Genomic DNA, 22549 nt, shown 5'->3' on the forward strand with positions numbered 1-22549 from the left:
CACCTGATGATTTGCGACGTTTTATCCGTTAAATTAAGTGCATTTTGTTAGTTTGCCCGAATAAGTGATTAATGAGCCATAAATGAGTCTGACGCGTCTTCATATTGAAACTTTTCGGAATATCGTCTCTGCTCAACTGCTTCCGGCCGAAGGGATTAATCTCATTTATGGTCAGAATGGCAGTGGCAAAACCAGTATTTTAGAAGCTATCTATTTTCTTGGTATGGGCCGCTCCTTTCGCAGTCATCTTTCCCAGCGTGTGATTCAACACTCGGATGATAAGTTAACCTTATTCGCTAACTTAAATGTGCAGGATAAAGAGAGCAAAATAGGCCTGAGACGATTTCGCAGCGGCGAGACCGAGGTCAAGATTGACGGCGATAAGGTCAAACGATTATCGACCCTGGCCGAATCTTTGCCGATACAAGTGATCACCCCCGAGAGTTTTGCCTTGCTGTTTGAAGGGCCTAAGTCTAGGCGTCAGTTTATCGATTGGGGAGCGTTCCATTGTGATAAAACTTTTCATTCCGCCTGGGTCAATGTAAAGCGAATTTTAAAGCAACGAAATCAGTTGCTTAAAAATGAGGCTGGCTACGATCAGATTCAATATTGGGATAGAGAGTTAGTTCGTTATTCTGAAGTCGTGACCGATATCAGAACTCAATATGTAAACTCGTTAAATGAGCTACTTAAGGGTATAATCGAAGAGTTTTTACCTCAGGTCGATGTGAAGATTTCTTTTACCCGAGGCTGGGATAGTAAAACAGATTATGCGCAGCTCTTAGAGACGCAATATCCCAGAGATGTATCTAGCGGCAATACCGCTAGTGGTCCCCATAAAGCCGATTTGAGATTACGTGTTGGCACCTTGCCAATTCAGGATGCTTTATCCCGGGGACAGCTGAAATTGTTAGTCTGTGCACTGCGTATTGCACAGGGAAAGTTACTCAAGCAGCAAATAGATAAGAATAGTATTTATCTGGTGGATGATCTTCCATCGGAATTGGATGCAAAGCACAGGCAATTGTTGCTGCAGCAGTTAACCGATACCGGCGCACAAGTTTTTGTCACCGCCATCGAGCCTGCAGCGATACTAGATTCGTTAAACACGCCGCCGAGTAAGGTGTTCCATGTGGAACAGGGGCGTGTAACGGTAATTGAACAACCGACGAGAGAATAATATGTCAGAGAATAGTTACGATTCTTCGAGTATTAAGGTATTAAAAGGCCTTGATGCAGTACGGAAAAGACCAGGGATGTATATCGGCGATACCGACGACGGTTCCGGGCTACATCACATGGTATTCGAAGTGGTCGATAACTCTATCGATGAAGCTTTAGCGGGCCATTGTAGCGAAGTTGTCATCACTATCCATGTCGATGGCTCGGTATCGGTGAAAGATGATGGTCGTGGTATTCCAGTCGAAATTCACCCGGAAGAGGGTATCTCGGCCGCAGAAGTGATCATGACCGTACTCCATGCGGGCGGTAAGTTCGATGATAACTCATATAAAGTCTCCGGTGGTCTCCATGGCGTGGGGGTTTCGGTAGTAAACGCTCTGTCTGAGAAGCTACAGTTGACTATTCGTCGTAACGGTAAGCTCTACGAGCAGTTCTATACCTCGGGTGAGCCCGATGCGCCGATCAAAGAGATTGGCGATGCGACGAGCACTGGTACCGAGCTAAGATTTTGGCCAAGCCATGAAACCTTCACTACTAATATCGAATTTCATTTCGATATTCTGGTTAAACGCGTTCGTGAGCTGTCATTCCTAAACTCGGGTGTCGGTATCCGCTTGATCGATGAGCGTGATAACCGTGATGAGTTTTTCCAGTATCAAGGTGGCATCAGCGCCTTCGTCGATTACCTGAACGTGAACAAGACGCCGGTCAACAAAGACGTGTTCCACTTCATTCAGGAACGCGATGACGGTATCACTGTCGAAGTGGCCATGCAGTGGAACGATGGTTTCCAGGAGAACATCTTCTGTTTCACCAACAATATTCCTCAGCGTGATGGTGGTACTCACCTTGCTGGTTTCCGTGGTGCATTGACCCGTAACCTAAACGCTTACATGGAGCGTGAAGGTTATAACAAGAAGGGCAAGACCAGTGCTACCGGCGATGATGCCCGTGAAGGCCTGACTGCGGTTGTTTCGGTTAAAGTTCCGGATCCTAAGTTCAGTTCTCAGACTAAAGATAAGTTGGTTTCAAGCGAAGTTAAATCGGCAGTTGAGCAGACCATGGGTGAGAAGTTGGGTGATTACCTGATGGAGCATCCAAACGAAGCCAGATTGATCGTCGGTAAGATTATCGATGCGGCTCGTGCTCGTGAAGCGGCGCGTAAAGCCCGTGAGATGACGCGTCGTAAAGGTGCATTAGATTTAGGTGGTCTGCCGGGTAAGCTGGCTGATTGTCAGGAAAAAGATCCTGCACTTTCTGAAATATACATAGTGGAAGGTGACTCTGCTGGCGGTAGCGCCAAGCAGGGGCGTAACCGTAAGAATCAAGCAATTCTACCGCTAAAGGGTAAGATTCTTAACGTTGAGAAGGCTAGATTCGATAAGATGCTCTCTTCTCAGGAAGTCGCGACTCTGATCACCGCATTGGGTTGTGGTATCGGTCGTGATGAATACGATCCTGATAAGACCCGTTACCACAACATCGTCATCATGACAGATGCGGACGTCGATGGATCTCACATTCGAACTTTGCTGCTGACCTTCTTCTTCCGTCAGATGCCTGAGCTTATCGAACGTGGCTATATTTACATCGCCCAGCCACCTCTCTATAAGGTGAAAAAAGGCAGACAGGAACAGTATCTGAAAGATGAGCTGGCCTTGACTGAGTTTCTGACTAACTTAGCCTTAGATGGTGGTGAGCTTCATTCTTCTGCTGACGCACCAGCTATCTCAGGTGCACCGTTAGAGAAGTTGGTTTATCAGTATCGTGAAGTTGAAACCATCTTTGAGCGTTTAAATCTGCGTTATCCGACTCTGCTGACCGAACGTATGCTTTATCATCCAGCTCTGGATGCTGAGGTGTTAGCCGATGAAGCTAAGGTTAAGCTGTGGTGTGACGCATTTGTCGCTGATCTAACAGAGAAAGAATCTGGCGGTGTTATCTATAAAGCCGAACCGATTATGGATCCTGAGCGTAAAGTATATCTGCCTAATGTGCACATACGTAAGCACGGTATCGATACCAGTTATCTGTTTACCTACGAGTTCCTCAATTCTAGTGACTATGAGCGTATGGCTAAACTTGCTGCGGCGCTCGAAGGACTCATAGTTGAAGGCGGTTATATTAAACGTGGTGAACGCATAAAGGAGATTTCTACCTTCGTCGAGGCACTTAACTGGCTGATGAATGATTCCAGACGTGGTCTCTATATCCAACGTTATAAGGGATTGGGTGAGATGAACCCTGAGCAGCTTTGGGAAACCACCATGGATCCTGAGTCACGTCGTATGCTGGTTGTGACCATCGAAGATGCTATCGGTGCCGATCAGCTGTTTACCTGCTTGATGGGTGATCAAGTTGAACCGCGTCGTAACTTCATCGAAGAGAATGCGTTGAACGTAGCTAACTTGGATGTCTAAATAGATCTGCTGCGCATCTCTATTGATGCCACTACGTGGAGTTAAGAGCTAAGCGTTAACAGTGAAAGATAAAGCCTCAGAGAAATCCGGGGCTTTTTTGTACATGGAAGTAGTTATCCCCGAAGACCATGGATGGTCTAGGAGGGGGTTTGTGTCTGGAACATTTATGTCATTCTTTATTAGATAAGAGGGACAGGGATGTATACAAATAGACGTTGCACATGGCAGGAGATGTTTCTACATCTCTGTGCATTCCTATCATCCCTGATAGTCAGAGTCGTTATCCCCAAAGACCATAGCTGCCTGATGTTCCCTTGTTGTAGACAAAGAGTATTGGTGTTTCCCTCTCCCTCTTAATCCTTCTCGCTCACCTTCTTTATTCCCTCTTTCCCAGCCCTGATTAACTTTTCTCAACGCTTTAAATCAAGAAGTTTGAATATTCTTAACCGTCCTGTTAAGGCTAAATTAGCGACACGTTAAGTGAGCCTTCAGCTAATGCTAGAAGGCTCACTGAAAATTATACCAATGGGTATGAGTCGTTAATTTATTGAGCAAGCTATGGAGGCTGTAATGCCCATGTTTAATCTCAGAAGCGCCGAGCCAGCATTGAGTCTGACGCTATCAAGCTTAGTCATGCTTGCTGTTTTGGCGTCTTCGGCTGCTCAGGCTGGAGAATCACCTCAGTTACTCAATATGTGTATTGCCTGCCATGGCACTGTGGGCACTAATGACTTTCCCAATATTGCAGACTTACGATGGCAGAATCAGGAATATCTGGTTAAACAACTTCAGGCATTTAAATCCGGTGAGCGCAGTGACAAGACCATGTCTAAGGTGGCGCAGTTATTAACTGATGAAGATATGCAGAGCCTGGCGCAATATTTTTACACTGGAGAGAATAAATAATTATGAGTTTAGACAGACGAGCTTTTATTAAAGGGGCTATTGCTACCTCTGCGGTTGCTATATTGCCGGTTAAATGGGTATTTGCTGGAAATATGCCTCTGGGAATGGCCTCTCTGGATATTTCATCTTTAACCTGGAGTAAGGCTGAAGATCTTCCCGATTACTTCACTGTTTTGAACACAAAACCGTTAAATGCTTACCCAGCAGAGCACATGCTGGATAAGGCTGTGACTCCTGGTGATGTAGCATTCATTCGATGGAATGGTCAGATGCCTGACTTTAAGGCTATGGATCTTAAAACCTGGACCTTCAAGGTGGATGGCGAATCTGTAAAGACACCTAAGACCTATACCTTAGATGAGCTAAAGCAAAGATTTAAACATCATACCCGCAGACTTGTGCTTGAGTGTGGCGGTAATAGTCGGGTTAACTTCTTTCCCGGTACTAAGGGCAATCAGTGGAATAATGCTGCTGTGTACTGTTCTGAGTGGACAGGGGTCTTAGTCAGGGATGTGCTGTATGACTGTGGCATCAAGGAAGATGCCGTGTATACCGGACATCATGGTATCGACAAGCATCTTAGTGGTCACGGTGAGGCTATTTCGCGAGGCGTGCCTATCGATGCCGCTTTGAGTGATGATGCCTTGATCGCCTGGTCGATGAACGGTGAAGATATCCCTTATATGCATGGTTATCCACTGCGTATTGTTTTCGGTGGACGGCCCGCTTCGGTATCACAGAAATGCGCGGTGGGGATCAGTGTACGAAACAAGTTACACGACGGTCATAAGATGGCGGCTCCCGCTTATCAGGTGCCTAAGTATCCAGTGGCCCCAGGTGAAAAAGTCGATAACAAAGACTTTGAGATCATTGAGCAGATGATTGTAAAGTCATTGATCACTTTCCCTGAGTCCGGTACCGAGATGAAGCTTGGCAAGAAAACAGTGCTTCGTGGTCATGCCTGGGCTGGTTTGAGAGAAGTTATCAAGGTTGAGGTTAGCTATGACTATGGTACTCGCTGGCATGTCGTTGAGCTAGAGAAGCCCAAGAACGCAACTGCCTGGCAGCAATGGCAGACAGAGTTAGACTTACCTGAGCAAGGGTATTATGAGATTTGGGCCAGAGCCACCGATAGTGAGGGTGATACCCAGCCTGTGGTGCAGCCTCAGTGGAACCCAAAAGGTTATATGTTTAATGGCTGCCATAGAATAGCCGTTAGGGTGGTCTGATGAAGTCCTTTATTCGGTTTGTCTGTCTGCTCCTGCTCTCTACATGCCTGCATGCTCAAGCCGTTGAGCTAAGCGACACCAATACTTCAATTGCTAAGATTGACTACCCCGTCGATGCTAAATCCGGTTTGATTAAGGCACCTGGCTGGGAGTTAGTGAATGGTCAGTGTAACGCCTGCCATTCTAGTTTAATCGTGCCGCAAAACCATGGTGACAGAGACTTTTGGCAAGAGACTATTCAGTGGATGGTAGATACACAGGGATTATGGGATCTGTCCGATACATGGGAGCCGACATTGGATTACTTAAGTACTTATTACAATCAAGTCGATATTGATATGACCCTGTTTCGACGTAAGCCAATAGATAAAGACTCGCTGCCGCCAAGTCAGAAAGCCGATATAGGCACTGTGATAAAGAGGGACGAGTAAGATGAAAAAATTAATTGGTATCGCATTTATATTTATATTTCTTATTTCCATTGTCGCTGTTGGCGTGAGCGCAGCAGAACCACAACAAGGGAATATTGAGCAGGGGAGACAGCTAGCCAACACCAGATGTGAAGCTTGTCATGGACCTGTGATGTTAAGTCAGGCGGGTTTATTTCCTAGCCTCAGGGGACAAAAGCAAGCTTATTTGTATAAGCAGCTTAAGGATTTTAAATCTGGGGACAGAGCCGATATTAATATGCAGGCTCAGGCTGGTGGCCTGACCGATGAGCAAATGAGAGATCTTACTTTCTACTATAGCCTTCTGACTCCTATTAATCTGAATACCAAGGTTAAATAAGTTATCTTTGGCGTTTGATTGGCTGCTGATTTGATAGCGATCGGTGTTATTTATTTTTAAGGTATTCTGCAATTTTCTGGGCGAACCTTAAGGCATGCTCATTATCCCCATGTAAACAGATACTATCGGCCTTGAGCTGCAGCATGGATCCATCTAATGTCGTTAGTGGTCGATTAGCTAACACTTGCTCAACTTGTTTTATGGATTGATTGTCATCTTCTATTATCGCTCCAGGCATAGTTCTGGGAGCCAGAGAGCCGTCAGCTAAATAGGTGCGATCGGCAAAAGCCTCTTCAATTACCGTTAATCCGTGCTGTCTTGCCAATGGCACCAGTGGACTGGCAGCGAGAATCATTAATTTTAAGCTTGGGTCTATTCGTTTTATGGCGTTAATTAAGATTTGCCCTAAACGCTCACTGAAGGCCGCTTGATTATAAAGGGCACCATGAGGTTTCACGTGGAACAATTTTGCGCCTAGTGAGCTACATACGGCTTTTAATGAGCCAATTTGCTGATTGAGTGAGGTTGATAGCTCTTGGTCTGAAATGATCATGGGCTGACGACCAAAATTTTCACGATCGGGGAAGCTGGGATGAGCACCAATATTAACCCCAGATGCTAATGCTATCTTCACTGTTGTCTGCATACTCGATTGATCACCGGCATGACCTCCACAAGCTATATTTGCCGAAGTGATCAGTTGCAGTAAGGCTTCATCATTGGTTCCACCTTCACCTAAGTCGGCATTAAGATCGATCGGGTAGCCTTTCGGATTTAATTTCACTATATAACCTTACTGTTATTATTAGCTACGAGCTTTAAACTCGCAGCTTTCTTAGCTTTGTCTTTAGCTCGCAACTCGAGGCTTTCTTAGCCTTAGCTATTAGCATCCACTGCCCTTTGCAGACGATAAAAATATTGTTGCCACTTGCAGTTTACAGACATCTTCCGTGATTGCCTTTAATCAACTACAGCCATCTATTGCTCTCTGTAATCGATAAAAATACTGCTCCCACTCGCAGTTTACAGTCATCTTCCGTGATTGCTGTTATCAACTACAACTATCAATTGCCTTTTGGAGACGATAAAAATATTGTTGCCATTCATAGTTCGCATCTTCCGCCTGGTTTGGACTCACGTGAATAAATTGCAGCTTCTCTCCTGGCCTGGTCTGAGCCAGTTTCCAAAGATCGGCCTCAATCACAGTAGCTATCTTAGGATAGCCACCAGTCGTCTGTCCGTCGGCTAGCAGGACTATGGGCTGACCCGATGGCGGAACCTGAATGGTACCAGGCATCACAGCATGTGAGTTTAAGTTCGGCTCTTGTTCTAAGTTTAATGCCTCGCCGGATAAGCGTGCACCCATACGATTACTGTCGTTAGATAGCCGCCACTGGCGACTCCAGAATACTTTACGTGAATCTTGGGTAAACAGGGCCATCTCGGGTCCGGCTAGGGCGCGTACCTCATTAGAATAACCTCTTTGCACCGCACCAATTGGCTTAGAAAGTGAGAGTTTATCTCCTAAGGGGATTCGATCCCCTACTTTGAGGGCTCTACCTTGGTGTCCGCCTAGTTCGGCGGCAGTTAGCGTAGATCTCGAGCTCAAAGAGATAGGCACATCTATGCCGCCATCTATAGCTAAGTAAGCACGCATTCCGGATTTTGGCCCTTTCAGGATGAGGGTTTCTCCGGCGTTAATCTTGCTGCGCCAACCATGCCAGATCTCTCTGGAACCAATCTTGATCTCATAGTTAGCTCCTGTCAGGCTAAACCAGGCATCACGGTGAAACTTGAGCTCCAATGTTCCTGCCGTGAGCTCTAGGCCCGCAGCGTTATCCGGATTAGCGACTAAACGATTGGCAAGCATCAAGGCTTGTCGATCTAAAGCGCCCGAGACTGATACCCCTAAGTGGCGATAACCTGTGCGTCCAAGGTCTTGAACTGTGGTGTGAAAGCCGGGAATGAGCACCTCTATCATCTTGAGGACTCCTTATGGCTGGTTTTAGCTTGCTTTGAAATAGCTTTCTCGGGATTAGATCGGTCTGAAATTGCTTGGTCTAAAATAGGCTGCTCTGAAATAGATGGATCTAAAATAGATCGAACCGAGACAAACTCTACCCTGTCTCCAGGTTTCAGCAGGGCACCATGCTCAGATGAGGAATCGAATAGTGTCAGGGCACTTCGACCAATCAATTGCCAGCCTCCGGGAGACTGAGCCGGATATATGCCAGTCTGCTCGCCACCAATACCGACAGACCCTGCTGGAATCGATAATCTTGGAGTTGCCAATCTTGGGGTAAAGAGTTGCTTATCCAGTCCATCGAGATAGGGAAAGCCAGGTTGGAAGCCCAGAAACAGCACACTGTATTGGGTTGAGGTATGTATTGCTATTACCTCTCGTGGAGTTAGCTTGTGGTACTCGGCAACAGCATTAAGATCTGGCCCATATTCCCCACCATATTGGACCGGGATTTGGATGAGTTTACTAGGCTTGTCTTGAACCTGTTTATTGGTCCAAAGCTTGTTGATTTGATTACTCCAGAAAGAGATTTTTTTACTGTCTTTGAAAAAAAGAGTGAGATTATTATTACCCGGAACAATATCGTCAAAGTCACCACTGGTTTTACATAGATCCGCTATGTGCCAAATTTGTCTCTGTATTTGCAGTTTACTGTTTGAGCCTGATAGAGAGGCGCAATCCAGCACCAGGGCTTTTTCACCGAGTCGGAATAATTTAGGTAGCAGATCGTCGCTCATGTGATGTTTGCTTCATATCTATAAGATAAAGAATCAGGGTAATACTTAAAAGCTAGTTTGTAACCCGATAAACCGCACCGATTATCTTTCTAAGCGCTATGATTAAGTTTCTATTCTGGCGTTTCTGTTTATTCACCCGGTCATACAAATTGGTTATAAAACTTTTTAATAAGCTCTTTAATATCAGAGATAAAACCTCTATTTCCGAGCCGAAAGGCTTTAGGCAAGACACGAGTGTCCAAGATAAATTAGCCGATACCTCGGCTAAACCACAAGACCCAACAGCGACAGAGGAGGTGCTTACCTCTGATTCGGTTGATGTCGCTGCGCTGTTTTATAGTCTACTTTTCCCGACTAAATCCAATGACACCGGAGGAATCGCTAATAATTTAGAGAAAGCGGTTATGGATGATGTAGAGAATGCCCTGATGTCACCACAAGATGTGGCCGACAAGGTCCTTAAACTGCCAAGCAAGCTAACCGAGTTAGATAGACGGCTTAAGGATGAGAGTGTCGATATAAAGGTATTGGTAGACGAGATTCATGACGATCCTGTCTTGAGTGTCGAAGTGATAAAATTATGTAACTCTCCGTTATTTAAGCGTGGTGATAGGGAGGTCACCAGCTTGCAACAGGCCTTCGTGCAGTTGGGCAGAGATCAGCTTAGGCGTTTGGTTACCACCTGTATGGTGCGTGAGATGATAGTGATTAAACCTATCTACTATCGCCGCTTCGGTCTGCAGATATGGCGCCATTCAATGCAAGTCGCCTATCTGTCATCGGAATTGGCCGCTGATCATTCCGATCAGGATCCTGACACGGCATTTCTCTTAGGCCTTCTTCATGACGTAGGAAAAATTGCCATCTTTAAGATGCTGTTAGATGAGTTTCAGATAGCCGAACCAGGAGAGCAGCCCAGCTCCTGGCTGTTCAGGCAAGTGATGACCACTAAATCCCTCAGCCTGAGTGCCTTATTGGCTCAATGTTGGCATTTACCTGTTTGCTTTGAATCATCTTTGAGCCAACTAGCCAACCTAGATTCAACGCCCACAGAGCCGTTAGCAGCCTTGGTATGGCGCGCAAACCTGATCAGTGAGTGTTCCATGCTTTATCATGGTAAAAAGCTAGATGAGCCTTGTTTGGCACGCTTGTTAATCGATGCAAATCTAAGCCGGGATGAGTTTGAGGTTCTACACGAGAAGCTGAAAGAGGTTTAAAAGAAGAAGCCTCAGCGAGAGCTGAGGCTTCTTTAAGTTTCTAGGACCAGTTTACTGCAGCAAAGATATATCTGCCGCATGGAGGAACTGATCGCGTAGGCTTGAAAGCAGGGCTAAACGGTTGTTCTTCAATGCTTCGTCATCGACCATAACCATGACGTCTTCGAAGAAGGTATCAACGCTCTCACGTAGATCAGCCAGAAGTGCCAGTGCTTCCTGATAGTTTGCCGAGGCAAACAAAGGAGCCAGCTTAGGTTGAAGATCCTTGAGCTTCTCTGCCAGTGCTTTTTCAGCGTTCTCAGTCAATAAACTCGCATCGATATTTGCCGGAATATCACCTTCAACTTTAGCCAGGATATTAGACACACGCTTGTTAGCGGCGGCCAATGCCAAAGCCTGCTCCAACGTTCTGAAGTGAGATACGGCCTTGATGCGACTATCGAAGTCGGCTGGTGACGTTGGACGACGAGCCAGTACGGCTAAAATTACGTCGACGCTAACGCCTTGATCTTGATACCAGGCGCGGAAACGATTCATGAAGAACTCGAGTACCTGCTCGGCAGTTGTATCATTACTCAAGTTACTGCCATGTAGTGCCTGTGCCTTAGCGATAAGGTCAACCAGATCCAGCTGCAGGTTATTTTCGACGCAAATACGTAGGATACCGATAGCGGCGCGGCGCAGTGCGAATGGATCGGCTGCGCCCTTAGGTGCCTGACCGATACCGAAGATACCTACCAGAGTATCCAGCTTTTCAGCCAGCGCTACACAGACTGAAATAGCTGCCGCAGGAACCGTGTCGCCGGAGAACTTTGGCTTGTATTGCTCTTGCAGAGCCAGAGCAACCGCTTCGGTCTCACCATTGAGACGTGCGTAATGCATGCCCATAGTGCCTTGAAGATCGGTGAATTCCATGACCATGTTTGTCATCAGATCTGATTTAGAAAGTAGGCCTGCACGAGATGCTTCCTCGGCATTTGCATCTATGCTGGTGGCGATGAAGCCTGCTATTTCAGAGATGCGTTCGACACGTTGCTTAATCGTACCCAGCTGCTTTTGGAACACAACAGTTTCCAGGCTCACAAGGCGATCTTCCAATGTCTGTTTCTTATCGTTTTCGAAGAAAAACTCGGCATCGGCAAGGCGAGGACGAACTACTTTCTCGTTACCCGAGATGATCACCTGAGGATCTTTAGACACTATGTTAGTGACGAAGATAAAGTTAGGCAGTAGCTGACCCGCTTTATCGAATACGGGGAAGTACTTCTGATCGCCTTTCATGGTGTATACCAAGGCTTCAGCAGGTACATCGAGGAACTTCTCTTCGAAGCTAGCGGTTAATACCACTGGCCATTCGACCAGAGAGCAGACCTCTTCGAGCAGCTCGTTTTCAAGATCGGCAATACCGCCAATCTCAGCCGCCGCAGCTTCAGCATCAGTCTTGATGATTGCCTTACGCGCTTCGTAGTCGGCGAGTACCTTGCCTTTTTCTTTCAGTGCTGACAGGTAGTTATCGGCGTGATCCAACTCGAAGCTGGCTTGACCCATGAAGCGGTGACCACGAATAACGCGATCTGACTTGATGCCCAGTAGCTCACCCGCAACGATTTCACTGCCAAGTAGCATAGTCACTGTATGCACAGGGCGGATAAACTGAGTCTTGTTACTGCCCCAGCGCATTGGCTTAGGGATAGGGAGCTTATCCAGTGCGCGTTGCGCCATAGCGGAGATCAGGCTCTTAGTCTCTACACCGACAACTTTTGCCTGATGCAGTAACCATTCGCCTTTATCAGTTTTCAAACGGCTCGCTTGTTCGACTGTGATGCCATTGCCACGAGCCCAGCCCATGGCGGCTTTAGTCGGGTTGCCATCGGCATCGAAGGCCTGAGCCACTGCTGGACCACGCTTTTCGACGACCTTGTCGGCTTGAGCGGTAGCGAGTTGGTTTACGCTAAGGGCTAAGCGACGTGGGGCGGCATGCCAAACGGCTGTTTCGAAGCTAAGCTCCGCTTTCTTCAATTCGTCGGTAAAGTTGCTCAGGAAAGACTCTGCTAGCTTGCGCAGAGATTTAGGAGGCAACTCTTCGGTACCTATTTCAATGAGTAAGTTTTCGAAATTCATGGTTATTACCTCTACTTACACATTGGGAAGCCGAGGGCTTCACGGGCTTGATAATAGGATTGTGCAACACCTTTAGCCAAGGTGCGAACGCGTAGAATATAACGCTGACGTTCGGTTACCGAGATGGCGTGGCGGGCATCCAGCATGTTAAAAGCATGAGAGGCTTTCATCACTTGCTCATAGGCCGGAAGCGGCAGAGGCTTTTCGAGAGACAGGAGACGCTCACACGCTTTCTCACAATCATCGAATAATTTGAAAAGTACATCGACATCCGCATGTTCGAAGTTGTAGGTAGATTGCTCTACTTCGTTCTGGTGGAAGATGTCACCGTACATGATCTTACCCATGGGACCATCGGTCCAGACCAGGTCATAGACGCTATCAACTTCCTGGATATACATGGCCAGACGTTCCAGACCGTAAGTGATCTCACCGGTTACTGGGCTACATTCGATACCGCCAACCTGTTGAAAGTAAGTGAATTGAGACACTTCCATGCCATTCAACCAGACTTCCCAACCTAGACCCCAGGCACCTAATGTAGGTGATTCCCAATTGTCTTCTACGAAACGTACATCATGAACGCCCATGTCTACACCCACAGCTTCCAATGAGCCCAGGTATAATTCTTGAATGTTGCTCGGAGATGGTTTCAATACGACCTGAAACTGATAATAGTGCTGTAGACGGTTAGGGTTATCACCATAACGGCCATCGGTAGGGCGGCGACATGGCTGCACATAGGCACTGCTCATTGGCTCCGGGCCTAATGAACGTAGGAAAGTTTGTGGGTGGAATGTACCGGCACCAACCTCGATATCGAGAGGTTGAACGATAGCGCAACCTTGCTGCGCCCAGTACTCCTGCAGGGTCATAATAAAACCCTGGAATGTCTTTACGTCATGTTTCGTCGTCATGTCTACTGTCTACGCCGTCAGGATGATACCAATACCTTGTCTAGATGCTTATTAGCAACTAGAGCTAGCTTGGAAATATAAAAATGGTTTCGATTATACCTTGTAGAAATAGGCATATGTAGGTTATTTTTTATCTCCTAAAGGAAATAAACATAAAAATTATATTTCGGGAGTAAGACCATGGACAAGAAGCGCTGCGGCTGGGTCGGGGATGATCAAATTTACCTGGATTATCATGATTACGTCTGGGGCCGCCCTGTGTATGACAATCAGGAGCTTTTCGCCAAACTCTGCCTCGATGGGCAGCAGGCGGGTCTTTCCTGGATCACCATTCTCAAGAAACAAAAGACCTATGAAGCGGCATTTGCCAACTTCGACCCAGCAGTGATCGCCAAATTCGATGATGCTAAGGTCGAAGAATTACTCCAGGATAAAGGTATAGTCAGAAATCGTCTTAAGGTTAATTCCATCATCAAGAATGCTCGTGGTTACATGGCCAACTTTTCTGATACTAAGGGCGAGCAGGGTAATGATTTTTCTGAATTTCTCTGGAGATTCGTCGGAGGCAGCCCGATTGTGAACCACTTCGAGGCTATGGAAGAGATCCCCGTGCAGACTCCAGAATCAGTAGCCATGTCTAAGGCTTTGAAAAAAATGGGATTTAACTTCGTAGGGCCAACAATCTGTTATGCGTTTATGCAAGCGGTGGGTATGGTTAACGACCATGCAACATATTGTTTTTGTTATGATAAGTGTAATAAAGAAGAGACTAGTTCCTAGGAACTAGGTTTTAGGGAAATAGCTAAGGTCAAGAGAGAGCAAAACCAAGACCTGGTCAGTGCTTGTTGGAGCGAATAGAGTGTACTATACCGATTGGCATTAGTACTTCCTGCTACTGCTCGATCAACTTTATCTGTGATAAAAAGAAATCGATCTCTTGTTGTGTATATTCATTGAACGTCAGTTCAAGCAGCATTTTTTCGCTGTAAACATTAACTCTTATATGTTTATTCAGATCAGTCTCTCCAAACTGAAGCCCTTGATATCCTTTATCTAGTTTAAATTCAAATATGTTTCCATTGAAAGGTATGAAAGTTGACTTGATAATTTTGGACATCATTGCCAGCTTAAAGTCATCTAATGAAGAAAAAAAACTTAAGTCATCTATTTCAAATTTAAGCATAAACTTGATAAGTTCAAAATCAGAACTTAAGGGCTTAATACCAACTAAACTCTTTAATTCTTCAGAGTTCTCTTCGGTTAACAGCTGTTTGATATAATTTGAGTCTACAACTACTTTTCTAATATTCACTGACTTATAAATGTCATTTTTCTCAGAAAAAAACATCTTGCTATTTGTAAGTGGGAACTTGTTATTACTTTTGTAAATTTCCAAAGGAATTAACGATTTAGATAACATAAAGCTTAATGATATATCTGTTGATACATCAGAGCTTTGACGATGATATTCTATTTTTCTCAACTTAAGCGGGTTGGTATTATTAGTGCTTGTTTCTTGGTTCAGGTATTCATTGAAGGCGAGGAAATAGACCATTCGCGGTAGTGTATACAAGGATAAAATAGTTACTAGGGTAACAATAGTAACGGTTATCGCTATGTTGAACCGACTATTCTTAATTTTTTTTAATAGATAATATGCTACTTGATAAACAAGAACGGATGTAAAAAAGGTTGCCACTGAAGTTTATGGGATTCAAAGCTTCAGGTTCCAGAAGGAAGAAGTACTTCTTAGCGATGAATAAAATACTTAAACTAGAAATTGTTGCAAAGTAAAGTGTGGTTAGCTTCCACTTTAACTTCTTAAAAATGGTCATGCATAAAATGAAGAGAGACAAGACTGTCAGTAGAATAATTTGCATGAACCTTCTCTAATTTTGGGCGGATGAAGTATGTATATTATGATAAGAAAAAGAGTGTTCCACGTGGAACACCCTTTGTCTTATTTAATATCGAAGTATTACTTTTTCTATCTCACTTTTCTTCGCGAAGCGAAAATTTAATTATTTTTTGGTTCTTTTTCTTCAAAAAATAATTTTCCTGAAATTAAAATTTGGCAGTAAAGTTAGCCAGATTTTAAAATAAAAAACAGATATTAATGTTCAAAAAAGAAAGGCTTTCTCTCCTTTCCTCTATTTTTTGATCCACCGTTTAACTGATTCATGGTTTCGGCGTTGTAGAGTTTGCCGTTAACCATAGTATAAGTAACTCGATCTGTGACTCGAATATTTTTGAGTGGATCTCCATCGATGACGATCAGGTCGGCGAGCTTGCCTTGTTTGATTGAGCCGAGCTGATGATCCATGGCGAAGTGTGTGGCCGGATTGATGGTTGCAGTCTTGAGCACCTCGAGGTTGCTCATGCCACCTTGGGCAAACATCCACATCTCCCAATGAGCCGCTAAACCTTCACGTTGACCATGGGCACCTATATTTGGTTTAACACCCAAATCATTCATCTCATTGGCCACACGAGCAACATTGAAATGGTTGTAATGTTCATCCGGTGCGGTAGGGCGTCTCATGGATCTGGCATCTAATAGATCACTTGGTACATACATGGACAGTCTTGGGTGTGCCCACACATCTGTCTTATCGTACCAATAGTTCTCACCCGAGATTCCGCCATAGGCGACGACGAGAGTCGGGGTGTAACCGACTTCAGTCTGACTCCAGAGTTGCTTTATGTCGTTGTAGATAGATGCCGCTGGTAATGAATGTTCGATACCCGTATGACCATCGACAATCATGGTCAGGTTATGTTGTAGTAAACTGCCACCTTCAGGCACTACCATCATCTTGAGTTCACGAGCGGCCGCTATGACTTGTTGACGCTGATTACGACGTGGCTGGTTATAACTTTTCACACTGAATGCACCGACTTTCTTCAGACGCTCCAGGTGGAATTTAGCATCCTCCAATGAATCTATGTGAGATGTGTAGCCGGGACCATTGGCTCCATAGAGAATGGTACCAGTCGAGAAGATGCGTGGGCCGGCAATATTACCCGCTTTCTGTTGCTCGGAAGCGGCGAATATTTCTGTAGTATCGTTAGACGGATCATGGATAGCCGTGACACCCAGAGACAGGTTCGAGTAGAGTTCCCAGTTTTGCTGAGGGATAATTTCATCTTCACCTTGTGCGCCATGTGCATGTGCATCGAATAGGCCTGGCATCAAGGTCTTGCCTTTGATGTCTATGATTGTTGCTTCACCAGGGATTTCAGTCGATGCGTCACCGACAGAGATAATCTTATTATCCTTGACGATCACCACACCATTCTCAATCACCTTGTCATCTTCCATGGTGATGATCTTGCCCCCGACGAAGGCAATTGTTCCACGTGGAACATCGGCCTTCTGAGTGAATCCTAGATCGGTGGTCTTAGGTTCGACCTTAGCTATATCTGACTTAGTTTGCTCATCACCCTTGGTTTTACGCTGATTTTTATATTCTGTATCTACTGGCATCTGATACAGCTCTGGGCCCAAGGTCCAGTAGAGTTGATCGCTGTTACCGTTCCAGCTAATACTCTCACCGGCACGTACACTCAACTGGCTGACAGGTAAGTTACTCGCCTTAGGACCTATCTCTATGGTCTCGCCGTGCTTAGCGAATGGGGTAACCCAGACCTTGAAGCGTTCAGCGAAAGCTAGCTGCTTTCCATCGGGAGATATGCGAAACTCTGTACCTAGCTTGCTGGTGTAGTGAACTCGCTTCTGGAAGCCATCCAGGTTTATTGAGGCGAACTCTGGGGTCTCACCTTGATCCATAAAGTAGACACGCCCTGAGTCGGCACCAAACTGTGGCTGATAACCGTCGGGCGTGATTCGGGTATTTTGTTTGCCTTTGATATCTACCTTATAGAGTCCAGTATCCTGAGACCAGGTTTTCGGTGTGATAAAACCGCCTTTAGCTTTACGGTAAACCACGAAATAACCATCGGGGGAGAAGGTGGGTTCTACATATTTACCTGGCTCCTTGGTTAGGGTTTTGCTGCGCTTGTTTCTGACACTGACAACTTTAACGGTACCTTGTTGCTGATCATCCCAGGTGGTAAACACGATACTTTTGCTGTCACGAGACCACTGGGGATACAGCTCCCTCAGGTCTGAATCTAGCTTAGTGAGGCGGCTGTGCTTGTCAGATTTATTAGATAAGTTCTTAATCCACAGCTTGCCCAGAGCTTCATAAACGACTTTCTTACCATCGGGTGAAACTTGAGCCATACGCAGCATCTTGACGTCGAACACATCCTTATCAAGGTCTTGCTCGAATCGTACCGCAGGTTGAACTGCCAATTCGGTCTTTACCGAGAAGGGGATCTGTTTAACTGATTTGGACTCAACATCTAGTTTGTTAATCTTACCGCCAGCCCAGAAGACTATCTCTTGGTTGTCGGCGGTCCAACTCATGGTCGGATAGACACCGTGAATGGCCCAGGTCTCTTGCATATCTCTGTCTAGCTTGCCGTATAGCTTCTCTTTCTTGCCTGATTTGAGGTCGAGCAGGTACAGAGAAGACTGAAATCCGTCACGCTTGATATAGGCTAGTTTAGTGCCGTCCGGGCTAGGGGTCGGCCGTATGGCGCCACCTGTACCTTGGACTAATACTTCTATGTCACCGGTTTCGGTATCGTAGCGCTTGATCTTATAGATGCCCTTGACCGAATCTTTCGAGTAATGGAATGTCTTACCCGGAGTGGCATCTTGGCTAAAGTAGATGTAGCGGCCATCCGGAGAGTAGGCGGGTTCGCCCAGATCTTTCTGTTCGTTAGGGCGCTCGGTGAGTTTAATGCCTTCGCCGCCTGCCACATGATATAGCCAGACTTCTCCGGCACCTAGACTACGAGATCCTGTGTAGTGCTTACGCGCGACCAGGTATTGTGAATCTGGGCTCCAGGCTGGGCTATTGAGCAGGCGGAATGTTTCGTCCGTTAGGGCTCTTGGATTACTGCCATCGGCATCCATGATCCAGATATTATCGCCACCATTCTCATCGGAGGTGAAGGCGATATACTTTCCGTCCGGGCTGTATGTTGGCTGCATCTGCCAGGCTATGCCTTTGGCTAGTACTTTAGCTTCACCACCTTGCATGGGGATCTGATAGATATCACCCAGCATGTCGAACACGATAGTTTTACCATTTGGACTGACACTGATGTTCATCCAGGTGCCTTCTGATACATCAATCTTAACCTGTTCAAAGGGGGCGTTAGTCGGTGCATTTACCTGCCACTTAGGTTCTTTGTCTGAGGTCGATTCGCTTGCCATTATCGGCAAACTTAAGCTAAGTGCGATTGCTGCACATAGCGGAGTTAACTTATGTTTTATCATTTTAATCCCTGATTTATTCTTCTAATCTAAAACTGTTGGCAATAATTATTCTCTGTTGATTGTGCCAGACTTTTCTTAAAGCGAGCTGAGTTGTTATTTTTGTGACGCTTGTGTTTTTTATGCTTTATTTTCGTTGGGTTTTTACCTGTCTTTTATCGCATATTTAAGGGACTGGTAAAACAAATATCGTGTAGCAAATTGTTAACTCAGATTGGGTTCAAGACTCGATTTATGATTAAGCTTATCGGGAAATTAGCAGGAGAGGTTCTAAGCAGGATTTTTGATACTTGCCATAAACGAGTTTGTTTTGAAAATTGGTCTTGCTGTTGGTTAGCAAGAAAGAGAAAGAAGAGTGTCTGGACTAATTCAACTCGATGAACAGAGCTAAGCCTGTCATCGAGTCTGCTTTTACAGGTAAGCTTGGTTTAGCTCAGCAGAACGGAATCTCCTGTATTTATCTCCGCATCGTTTAATACCCGGCAGGTGACACCGCCGCGCCAATCAGGTCTTAATGCGGCTTCGAGTCCTGCATGGGCTATTTCCATCTTCTTGCATGGGTCTGTCTCGCCGGTGATTTCCAGCTTGAGTTCACCTATCTGGAGTATCTTGCCGACGTGTGCCGGAGTAAAACTCAGTCCTTCCACCAGTAGATTCGCTCTACGGGTCGTCCAAGGTAGCATGGTATTTAGTTCAGCGCAGACGGTTTGCCATTGCTCTTTAGACATTACGGTGACTTGTCGTTTTCCTGGTCGGCCGAAGAAATCCTGTTCGACGCCATGGTTGCAGGTGACATTCGCCTTAGTAACGAGTGTCATAGGCTTCTGCTTAATGGGTTTAAACCCGATGGCAATGAGTGTCGACATAGATGATTCCTTTATGTAGTTAGGGCTTTCAGTTCAGAGACCTTTTTGGATTAAATACTGGTAAGGGGTTTTATCTGTACTGCTCGAGAGTAGCTTATGATCCATAAATTCACAGAAGCTGGGAATATCGCGTGTAGTGGCAGGGTCATCTGCGACAATCAGCAGAGTCTCGCCAGCTTCCATTTTTCGTACTGATTTACGCACCATCATAACGGGCTCCGGACATCTGAGCCCAATGGCATCTAAATGATGGTCGGCCTGATTCATGCCATCGATAATCGTATCACTCACTCGGTCGCTCATAATTCCTCAACCATATATCTGCCATCAAACCTACTGAAATCAGAGGTGAGGCGTGCTTGTAAAGAGTGACTAATATTACTCCAGCAAAAAGCTTTATCCAAGCTCTGAGGGGGATTTTGTGAAAGTAGGGCTTAGGATTTCAATTCACTCGTGAGGGGAGATACTTGTGCCTTAGTCATCTGTTGTAGCTGCTCTGGCGCTAGTTCGATATCTAATCCTCGCTGACCGCCGCTGACATATATTTGTGGGTGATTCTCTGCACTGATGTCTATGTAAGTCTTTAGGGCTTTCTTCTGGGCGATTGGACTGACGCCTCCCAATTTATAACCCGTGGATCTTTGCACATCATCGGCATTGGCCATGACCGCTTTTTTCGCGTTCGCTGCCTTGGCTATGAGTTTCATACTGAGTTTTGAGGCGACGGGAATTATGGCAACCACAAGCTGTTTGCCATCGAGTTGCACGACCAAGGTCTTAAATACCTGTTCAAGTTGCAGACCTAGTTTTTCTGCCGCCTCTAACCCATAGGAATCACAACCCGGTTCATGGTGATATTCATGAATGGTGAACTCTACCTTAGCTTTCTTTAGTGCATCGATTGCAGGCGTCATGCTCGTTTCTGCTCTTCGCAAACTCGCTCATTCACCTTCAATTTCATCACCAGTACTTTCACTCCGTGATAGGTCACCTGTTCGACGGCTTTCCAGCCCATCTTCTTATACAGGCCACCTGAATGATCTTCTGTTTGTAGATAGAGTTCGCTCACCTGGTGTCGTCTGGCTAAATCTAAGATGCCATTAATCAGGGACTGACCAATGGCTTTCCCTCTGTGAGCCTTATCGACGTAAACGCCGCCGAGCCAATGTGAGGTTTCAGGGTAAGTGGTCATCTCCTGAAAACGCAATTGAGCCGTTGCAACCATCTGGTTATTGACTGTAGCCAAAAGCATTAAGGGGAGTTTGTCTGTATTGAGATAACCATTCAGCTTAGTTTCTAACGCTGAAGTTGATCGACTACTGTCGTTACTTATGTGTCCCCACTCATCGCTATACCATTTAGCAATTTGTGGAATCGCTTTAGGCTTATCTGCCAGTAATACCAGTTCCATATCTTGATTCCAAAGTTGTTTGAGGAAGACTAGTTTTGACAGGTTTTGATTAATTATTCAAGGGGAGGTCGATCTGTTTGTGGGAGCATTTTCAGGAACTTGCAGTAGATATGTTTCACGTGGAACAAAAAAACCTAAGCTAAATACGCTTAGGTTTTTTTTAAGGTTAACTTCGTTAACAAGTTTTATTTGATGGTAAACCTAAGGTCTTTCGAATATCGTTGCGATACCTTGGCCTAAACCGATACACATGGTCGCAAGACCATATTTTGCATCTTTGCTTTCCATCAGGTTGATAAGCGTTGTAGAGATACGCGTACCGGAGCAACCCAATGGATGGCCTAGGGCGATAGCTCCGCCGTTGAGGTTAATCTTCTCATCGACAACATCCATTAAGCCTAACTCTTTCACACAAGGCAGAGACTGGGCGGCGAAGGCTTCGTTGAGTTCGATAACATCAAGGTCATCGATAGTCAGGCCTGCGCGTTCCAGTGCTTTCTTAGTCGCCGGAACCGGACCATAACCCATGATGGCTGCATCACAACCTGCGACAGCCATTGAGCGGATACGAGCACGAATTGGTAAGCCTAAAGCCTTGGCTTTCTCTTCTTCCATAACCAGCATGGCAGAAGCACCATCGGACAGGGCTGAGGATGTCCCCGCTGTTACAGTACCGTTAACTGGATCGAAAGCAGGTCTAAGTCCTGATAGAGATTCCATGGTCGTGTCAGGGCGGATAACTTCGTCATGCTCAACCATGATCAAGGCACCATTGGCATCATGACCTTCGATTGGGTGGATCTCATTGGCGAAGCGACCTTCTACTGTGGCTGCATGAGCACGTTTATGTGAACGTACTGCAAATTCATCTTGCTGCTCACGTGTGATGCCGTGCATTTTACCTAGCATCTCAGCCGTTAGACCCATCATGCCCGATGCCTTAGCGACATTACTGGCAAGACCCGGGTGGAAGTCGACACCATGATTCATAGGTACATGACCCATGTGCTCGACACCACCGACGATAAACGTATCACCTTGGCCTGTCATGATGGCGCGCGCGGCTTGGTGCAGGGCATCCATAGATGAACCACATAGACGGTTAACGGTCACGCCGCCAATCTGCTTAGGCAGACCCGCAAGCAGTGATGCATTACGGGCGATATTGAAGCCTTGCTCCAGAGTCTGCTGCACACAGCCCCAGATCACGTCTTCAATGGTATTAGGATCCAGTTTAGGGTTACGTTCAACCAGGGCCTTCATTAGTTCAGCAGAGAGAGTCTCTGCACGTACATTTCTAAATACTCCAGCCTTAGAGCGGCCCATGGGAGTACGGATGCAATCTACGATAACTGCTTGTTTCATTGTATTATTCCTTCCC

20 protein-coding genes are annotated in these 22549 nt (G+C 45.9%); 8 read left to right on the forward strand and 12 right to left on the reverse strand.

Annotation, left to right across the window (positions count from 1 at the left end; genetic code table 11):
• Positions 1-82 precede the first annotated feature (82 nt).
• From recF to FS373_RS28335, 6 genes are all read left to right on the forward strand, one after another.
• Entirely contained in the window at positions 83-1180 is a 1098-nt protein-coding gene (recF, locus tag FS373_RS28310) for a DNA replication/repair protein RecF (protein ID WP_152831139.1), read from the forward strand.
• A 1-nt stretch (position 1181) separates the two neighbouring features.
• The gene (gyrB, locus tag FS373_RS28315; RefSeq protein WP_143564343.1) at positions 1182-3602 is read left to right on the forward strand and encodes a DNA topoisomerase (ATP-hydrolyzing) subunit B; all 2421 of its coding nucleotides are present in this window, start codon (positions 1182-1184) and stop codon (positions 3600-3602) included.
• A gap of 570 nt (positions 3603-4172) precedes the next feature.
• Positions 4173-4508 (forward strand): c-type cytochrome, encoded by a 336-nt coding sequence (locus tag FS373_RS28320; protein WP_227993363.1) that lies wholly within the window; start codon positions 4173-4175, stop codon positions 4506-4508.
• Between the two features lie 2 nt (positions 4509-4510).
• On the forward strand, positions 4511-5737 hold the full coding sequence (locus tag FS373_RS28325) for a sulfite oxidase (protein ID WP_143564344.1): 1227 nt from the start codon (positions 4511-4513) through the stop codon (positions 5735-5737).
• Positions 5737-6168, forward strand: a complete 432-nt coding sequence (locus FS373_RS28330; protein ID WP_227993374.1) for a cytochrome C — start codon at positions 5737-5739, stop codon at positions 6166-6168. The genes FS373_RS28325 and FS373_RS28330 overlap by 1 nt, the downstream gene beginning before the upstream one ends.
• A 1-nt stretch (position 6169) precedes the next feature.
• The gene (locus tag FS373_RS28335; protein WP_152831141.1) at positions 6170-6526 is read left to right on the forward strand and encodes a c-type cytochrome; all 357 of its coding nucleotides are present in this window, start codon (positions 6170-6172) and stop codon (positions 6524-6526) included.
• A gap of 46 nt (positions 6527-6572) precedes the next feature.
• Here the strand turns inward: FS373_RS28335 and pxpA are convergent, their stop codons facing one another.
• The 3 genes from pxpA to pxpB all read right to left on the reverse strand — a co-directional run bounded on the left by pxpA (position 6573) and on the right by pxpB (position 9286).
• The gene (gene pxpA, locus FS373_RS28340; protein ID WP_143564346.1) at positions 6573-7310 is read right to left on the reverse strand and encodes a 5-oxoprolinase subunit PxpA; all 738 of its coding nucleotides are present in this window, start codon (positions 7308-7310) and stop codon (positions 6573-6575) included.
• Positions 7311-7577: 267 nt separating this feature from the next.
• The gene (locus FS373_RS28345) at positions 7578-8507 is read right to left on the reverse strand and encodes a biotin-dependent carboxyltransferase family protein (RefSeq protein WP_143564347.1); all 930 of its coding nucleotides are present in this window, start codon (positions 8505-8507) and stop codon (positions 7578-7580) included.
• Positions 8504-9286, reverse strand: a complete 783-nt coding sequence (pxpB, locus tag FS373_RS28350; RefSeq protein ID WP_143564348.1) for a 5-oxoprolinase subunit PxpB — start codon at positions 9284-9286, stop codon at positions 8504-8506. The genes FS373_RS28345 and pxpB overlap by 4 nt, the downstream gene beginning before the upstream one ends.
• A gap of 149 nt (positions 9287-9435) precedes the next feature.
• Between pxpB and FS373_RS28355 the strand changes: the two genes are divergently transcribed.
• Positions 9436-10503 (forward strand): HDOD domain-containing protein, encoded by a 1068-nt coding sequence (locus FS373_RS28355; RefSeq protein WP_143564349.1) that lies wholly within the window; start codon positions 9436-9438, stop codon positions 10501-10503.
• Between the two features lie 51 nt (positions 10504-10554).
• Here the strand turns inward: FS373_RS28355 and glyS are convergent, their stop codons facing one another.
• Both glyS and glyQ read right to left on the reverse strand, forming a co-directional pair.
• Positions 10555-12624, reverse strand: coding sequence for a glycine--tRNA ligase subunit beta (gene glyS / locus FS373_RS28360; protein WP_144044303.1), 2070 nt, complete (start codon positions 12622-12624; stop codon positions 10555-10557).
• An 11-nt stretch (positions 12625-12635) separates the two neighbouring features.
• Positions 12636-13541, reverse strand: coding sequence for a glycine--tRNA ligase subunit alpha (gene glyQ / locus FS373_RS28365; protein WP_144044304.1), 906 nt, complete (start codon positions 13539-13541; stop codon positions 12636-12638).
• Between the two features lie 180 nt (positions 13542-13721).
• Here glyQ and FS373_RS28370 point away from each other — a divergent pair, with 180 nt between their 5' ends.
• On the forward strand, positions 13722-14321 hold the full coding sequence (locus tag FS373_RS28370) for a DNA-3-methyladenine glycosylase I (RefSeq protein ID WP_152831143.1): 600 nt from the start codon (positions 13722-13724) through the stop codon (positions 14319-14321).
• A 112-nt stretch (positions 14322-14433) separates the two neighbouring features.
• Here FS373_RS28370 and FS373_RS28375 read toward each other — a convergent pair whose 3' ends face one another.
• The 7 genes from FS373_RS28375 to fadA all read right to left on the reverse strand — a co-directional run bounded on the left by FS373_RS28375 (position 14434) and on the right by fadA (position 22533).
• Positions 14434-15024: a hypothetical protein gene (locus tag FS373_RS28375; RefSeq protein ID WP_152831145.1), complete on the reverse strand. Its 591-nt coding sequence runs from the start codon at positions 15022-15024 to the stop codon at positions 14434-14436.
• 630 nt (positions 15025-15654) lie between these two features.
• On the reverse strand, positions 15655-18894 hold the full coding sequence (locus FS373_RS28380; protein ID WP_152831147.1) for an amidohydrolase family protein: 3240 nt from the start codon (positions 18892-18894) through the stop codon (positions 15655-15657).
• 425 nt (positions 18895-19319) lie between these two features.
• Entirely contained in the window at positions 19320-19757 is a 438-nt protein-coding gene (locus FS373_RS28385; protein WP_144044307.1) for an MOSC domain-containing protein, read from the reverse strand.
• A 33-nt stretch (positions 19758-19790) separates the two neighbouring features.
• Positions 19791-20024, reverse strand: a complete 234-nt coding sequence (gene tusA / locus FS373_RS28390; protein ID WP_144048759.1) for a sulfurtransferase TusA — start codon at positions 20022-20024, stop codon at positions 19791-19793.
• Between the two features lie 167 nt (positions 20025-20191).
• On the reverse strand, positions 20192-20671 hold the full coding sequence (ybaK, locus tag FS373_RS28395) for a Cys-tRNA(Pro) deacylase (RefSeq protein ID WP_144044308.1): 480 nt from the start codon (positions 20669-20671) through the stop codon (positions 20192-20194).
• Positions 20668-21168 (reverse strand): GNAT family N-acetyltransferase, encoded by a 501-nt coding sequence (locus FS373_RS28400; protein WP_144044309.1) that lies wholly within the window; start codon positions 21166-21168, stop codon positions 20668-20670. The genes ybaK and FS373_RS28400 overlap by 4 nt, the downstream gene beginning before the upstream one ends.
• Positions 21169-21369: 201 nt before the next feature.
• Positions 21370-22533 carry an acetyl-CoA C-acyltransferase FadA gene (gene fadA / locus FS373_RS28405; RefSeq protein WP_144044310.1) on the reverse strand — a complete coding sequence of 388 codons (1164 nt, stop codon included), beginning with the start codon at positions 22531-22533 and terminating at the stop codon, positions 21370-21372.
• Between the last annotated feature and the right edge of the window lie 16 nt (positions 22534-22549).

The organism is Shewanella sp. YLB-07 (assembly GCF_009377275.1).

Bases quoted from the DNA above. Each gene is read 5' to 3' on its own strand.
- recF (WP_152831139.1), top strand. From the start codon at position 83: ATGAGTCTGACGCGTCTTCATATTGAAACTTTTCGGAATATCGTCTCT.
- gyrB (WP_143564343.1), top strand. From the start codon at position 1,182: ATGTCAGAGAATAGTTACGATTCTTCGAGTATTAAGGTATTAAAAGGC.
- FS373_RS28320 (WP_227993363.1), top strand. From the start codon at position 4,173: ATGCCCATGTTTAATCTCAGAAGCGCCGAGCCAGCATTGAGTCTGACG.
- FS373_RS28325 (WP_143564344.1), top strand. From the start codon at position 4,511: ATGAGTTTAGACAGACGAGCTTTTATTAAAGGGGCTATTGCTACCTCT.
- FS373_RS28330 (WP_227993374.1), top strand. From the start codon at position 5,737: ATGAAGTCCTTTATTCGGTTTGTCTGTCTGCTCCTGCTCTCTACATGC.
- FS373_RS28335 (WP_152831141.1), top strand. From the start codon at position 6,170: ATGAAAAAATTAATTGGTATCGCATTTATATTTATATTTCTTATTTCC.
- FS373_RS28345 (WP_143564347.1), bottom strand. From the start codon at position 8,507: ATGATAGAGGTGCTCATTCCCGGCTTTCACACCACAGTTCAAGACCTT.
- pxpB (WP_143564348.1), bottom strand. From the start codon at position 9,286: ATGAGCGACGATCTGCTACCTAAATTATTCCGACTCGGTGAAAAAGCC.
- glyS (WP_144044303.1), bottom strand. From the start codon at position 12,624: ATGAATTTCGAAAACTTACTCATTGAAATAGGTACCGAAGAGTTGCCT.
- glyQ (WP_144044304.1), bottom strand. From the start codon at position 13,541: ATGACGACGAAACATGACGTAAAGACATTCCAGGGTTTTATTATGACC.
- FS373_RS28370 (WP_152831143.1), top strand. From the start codon at position 13,722: ATGGACAAGAAGCGCTGCGGCTGGGTCGGGGATGATCAAATTTACCTG.
- FS373_RS28380 (WP_152831147.1), bottom strand. From the start codon at position 18,894: ATGATAAAACATAAGTTAACTCCGCTATGTGCAGCAATCGCACTTAGC.
- FS373_RS28385 (WP_144044307.1), bottom strand. From the start codon at position 19,757: ATGTCGACACTCATTGCCATCGGGTTTAAACCCATTAAGCAGAAGCCT.
- tusA (WP_144048759.1), bottom strand. From the start codon at position 20,024: ATGAATCAGGCCGACCATCATTTAGATGCCATTGGGCTCAGATGTCCG.
- ybaK (WP_144044308.1), bottom strand. From the start codon at position 20,671: ATGACGCCTGCAATCGATGCACTAAAGAAAGCTAAGGTAGAGTTCACC.
- FS373_RS28400 (WP_144044309.1), bottom strand. From the start codon at position 21,168: ATGGAACTGGTATTACTGGCAGATAAGCCTAAAGCGATTCCACAAATT.
- fadA (WP_144044310.1), bottom strand. From the start codon at position 22,533: ATGAAACAAGCAGTTATCGTAGATTGCATCCGTACTCCCATGGGCCGC.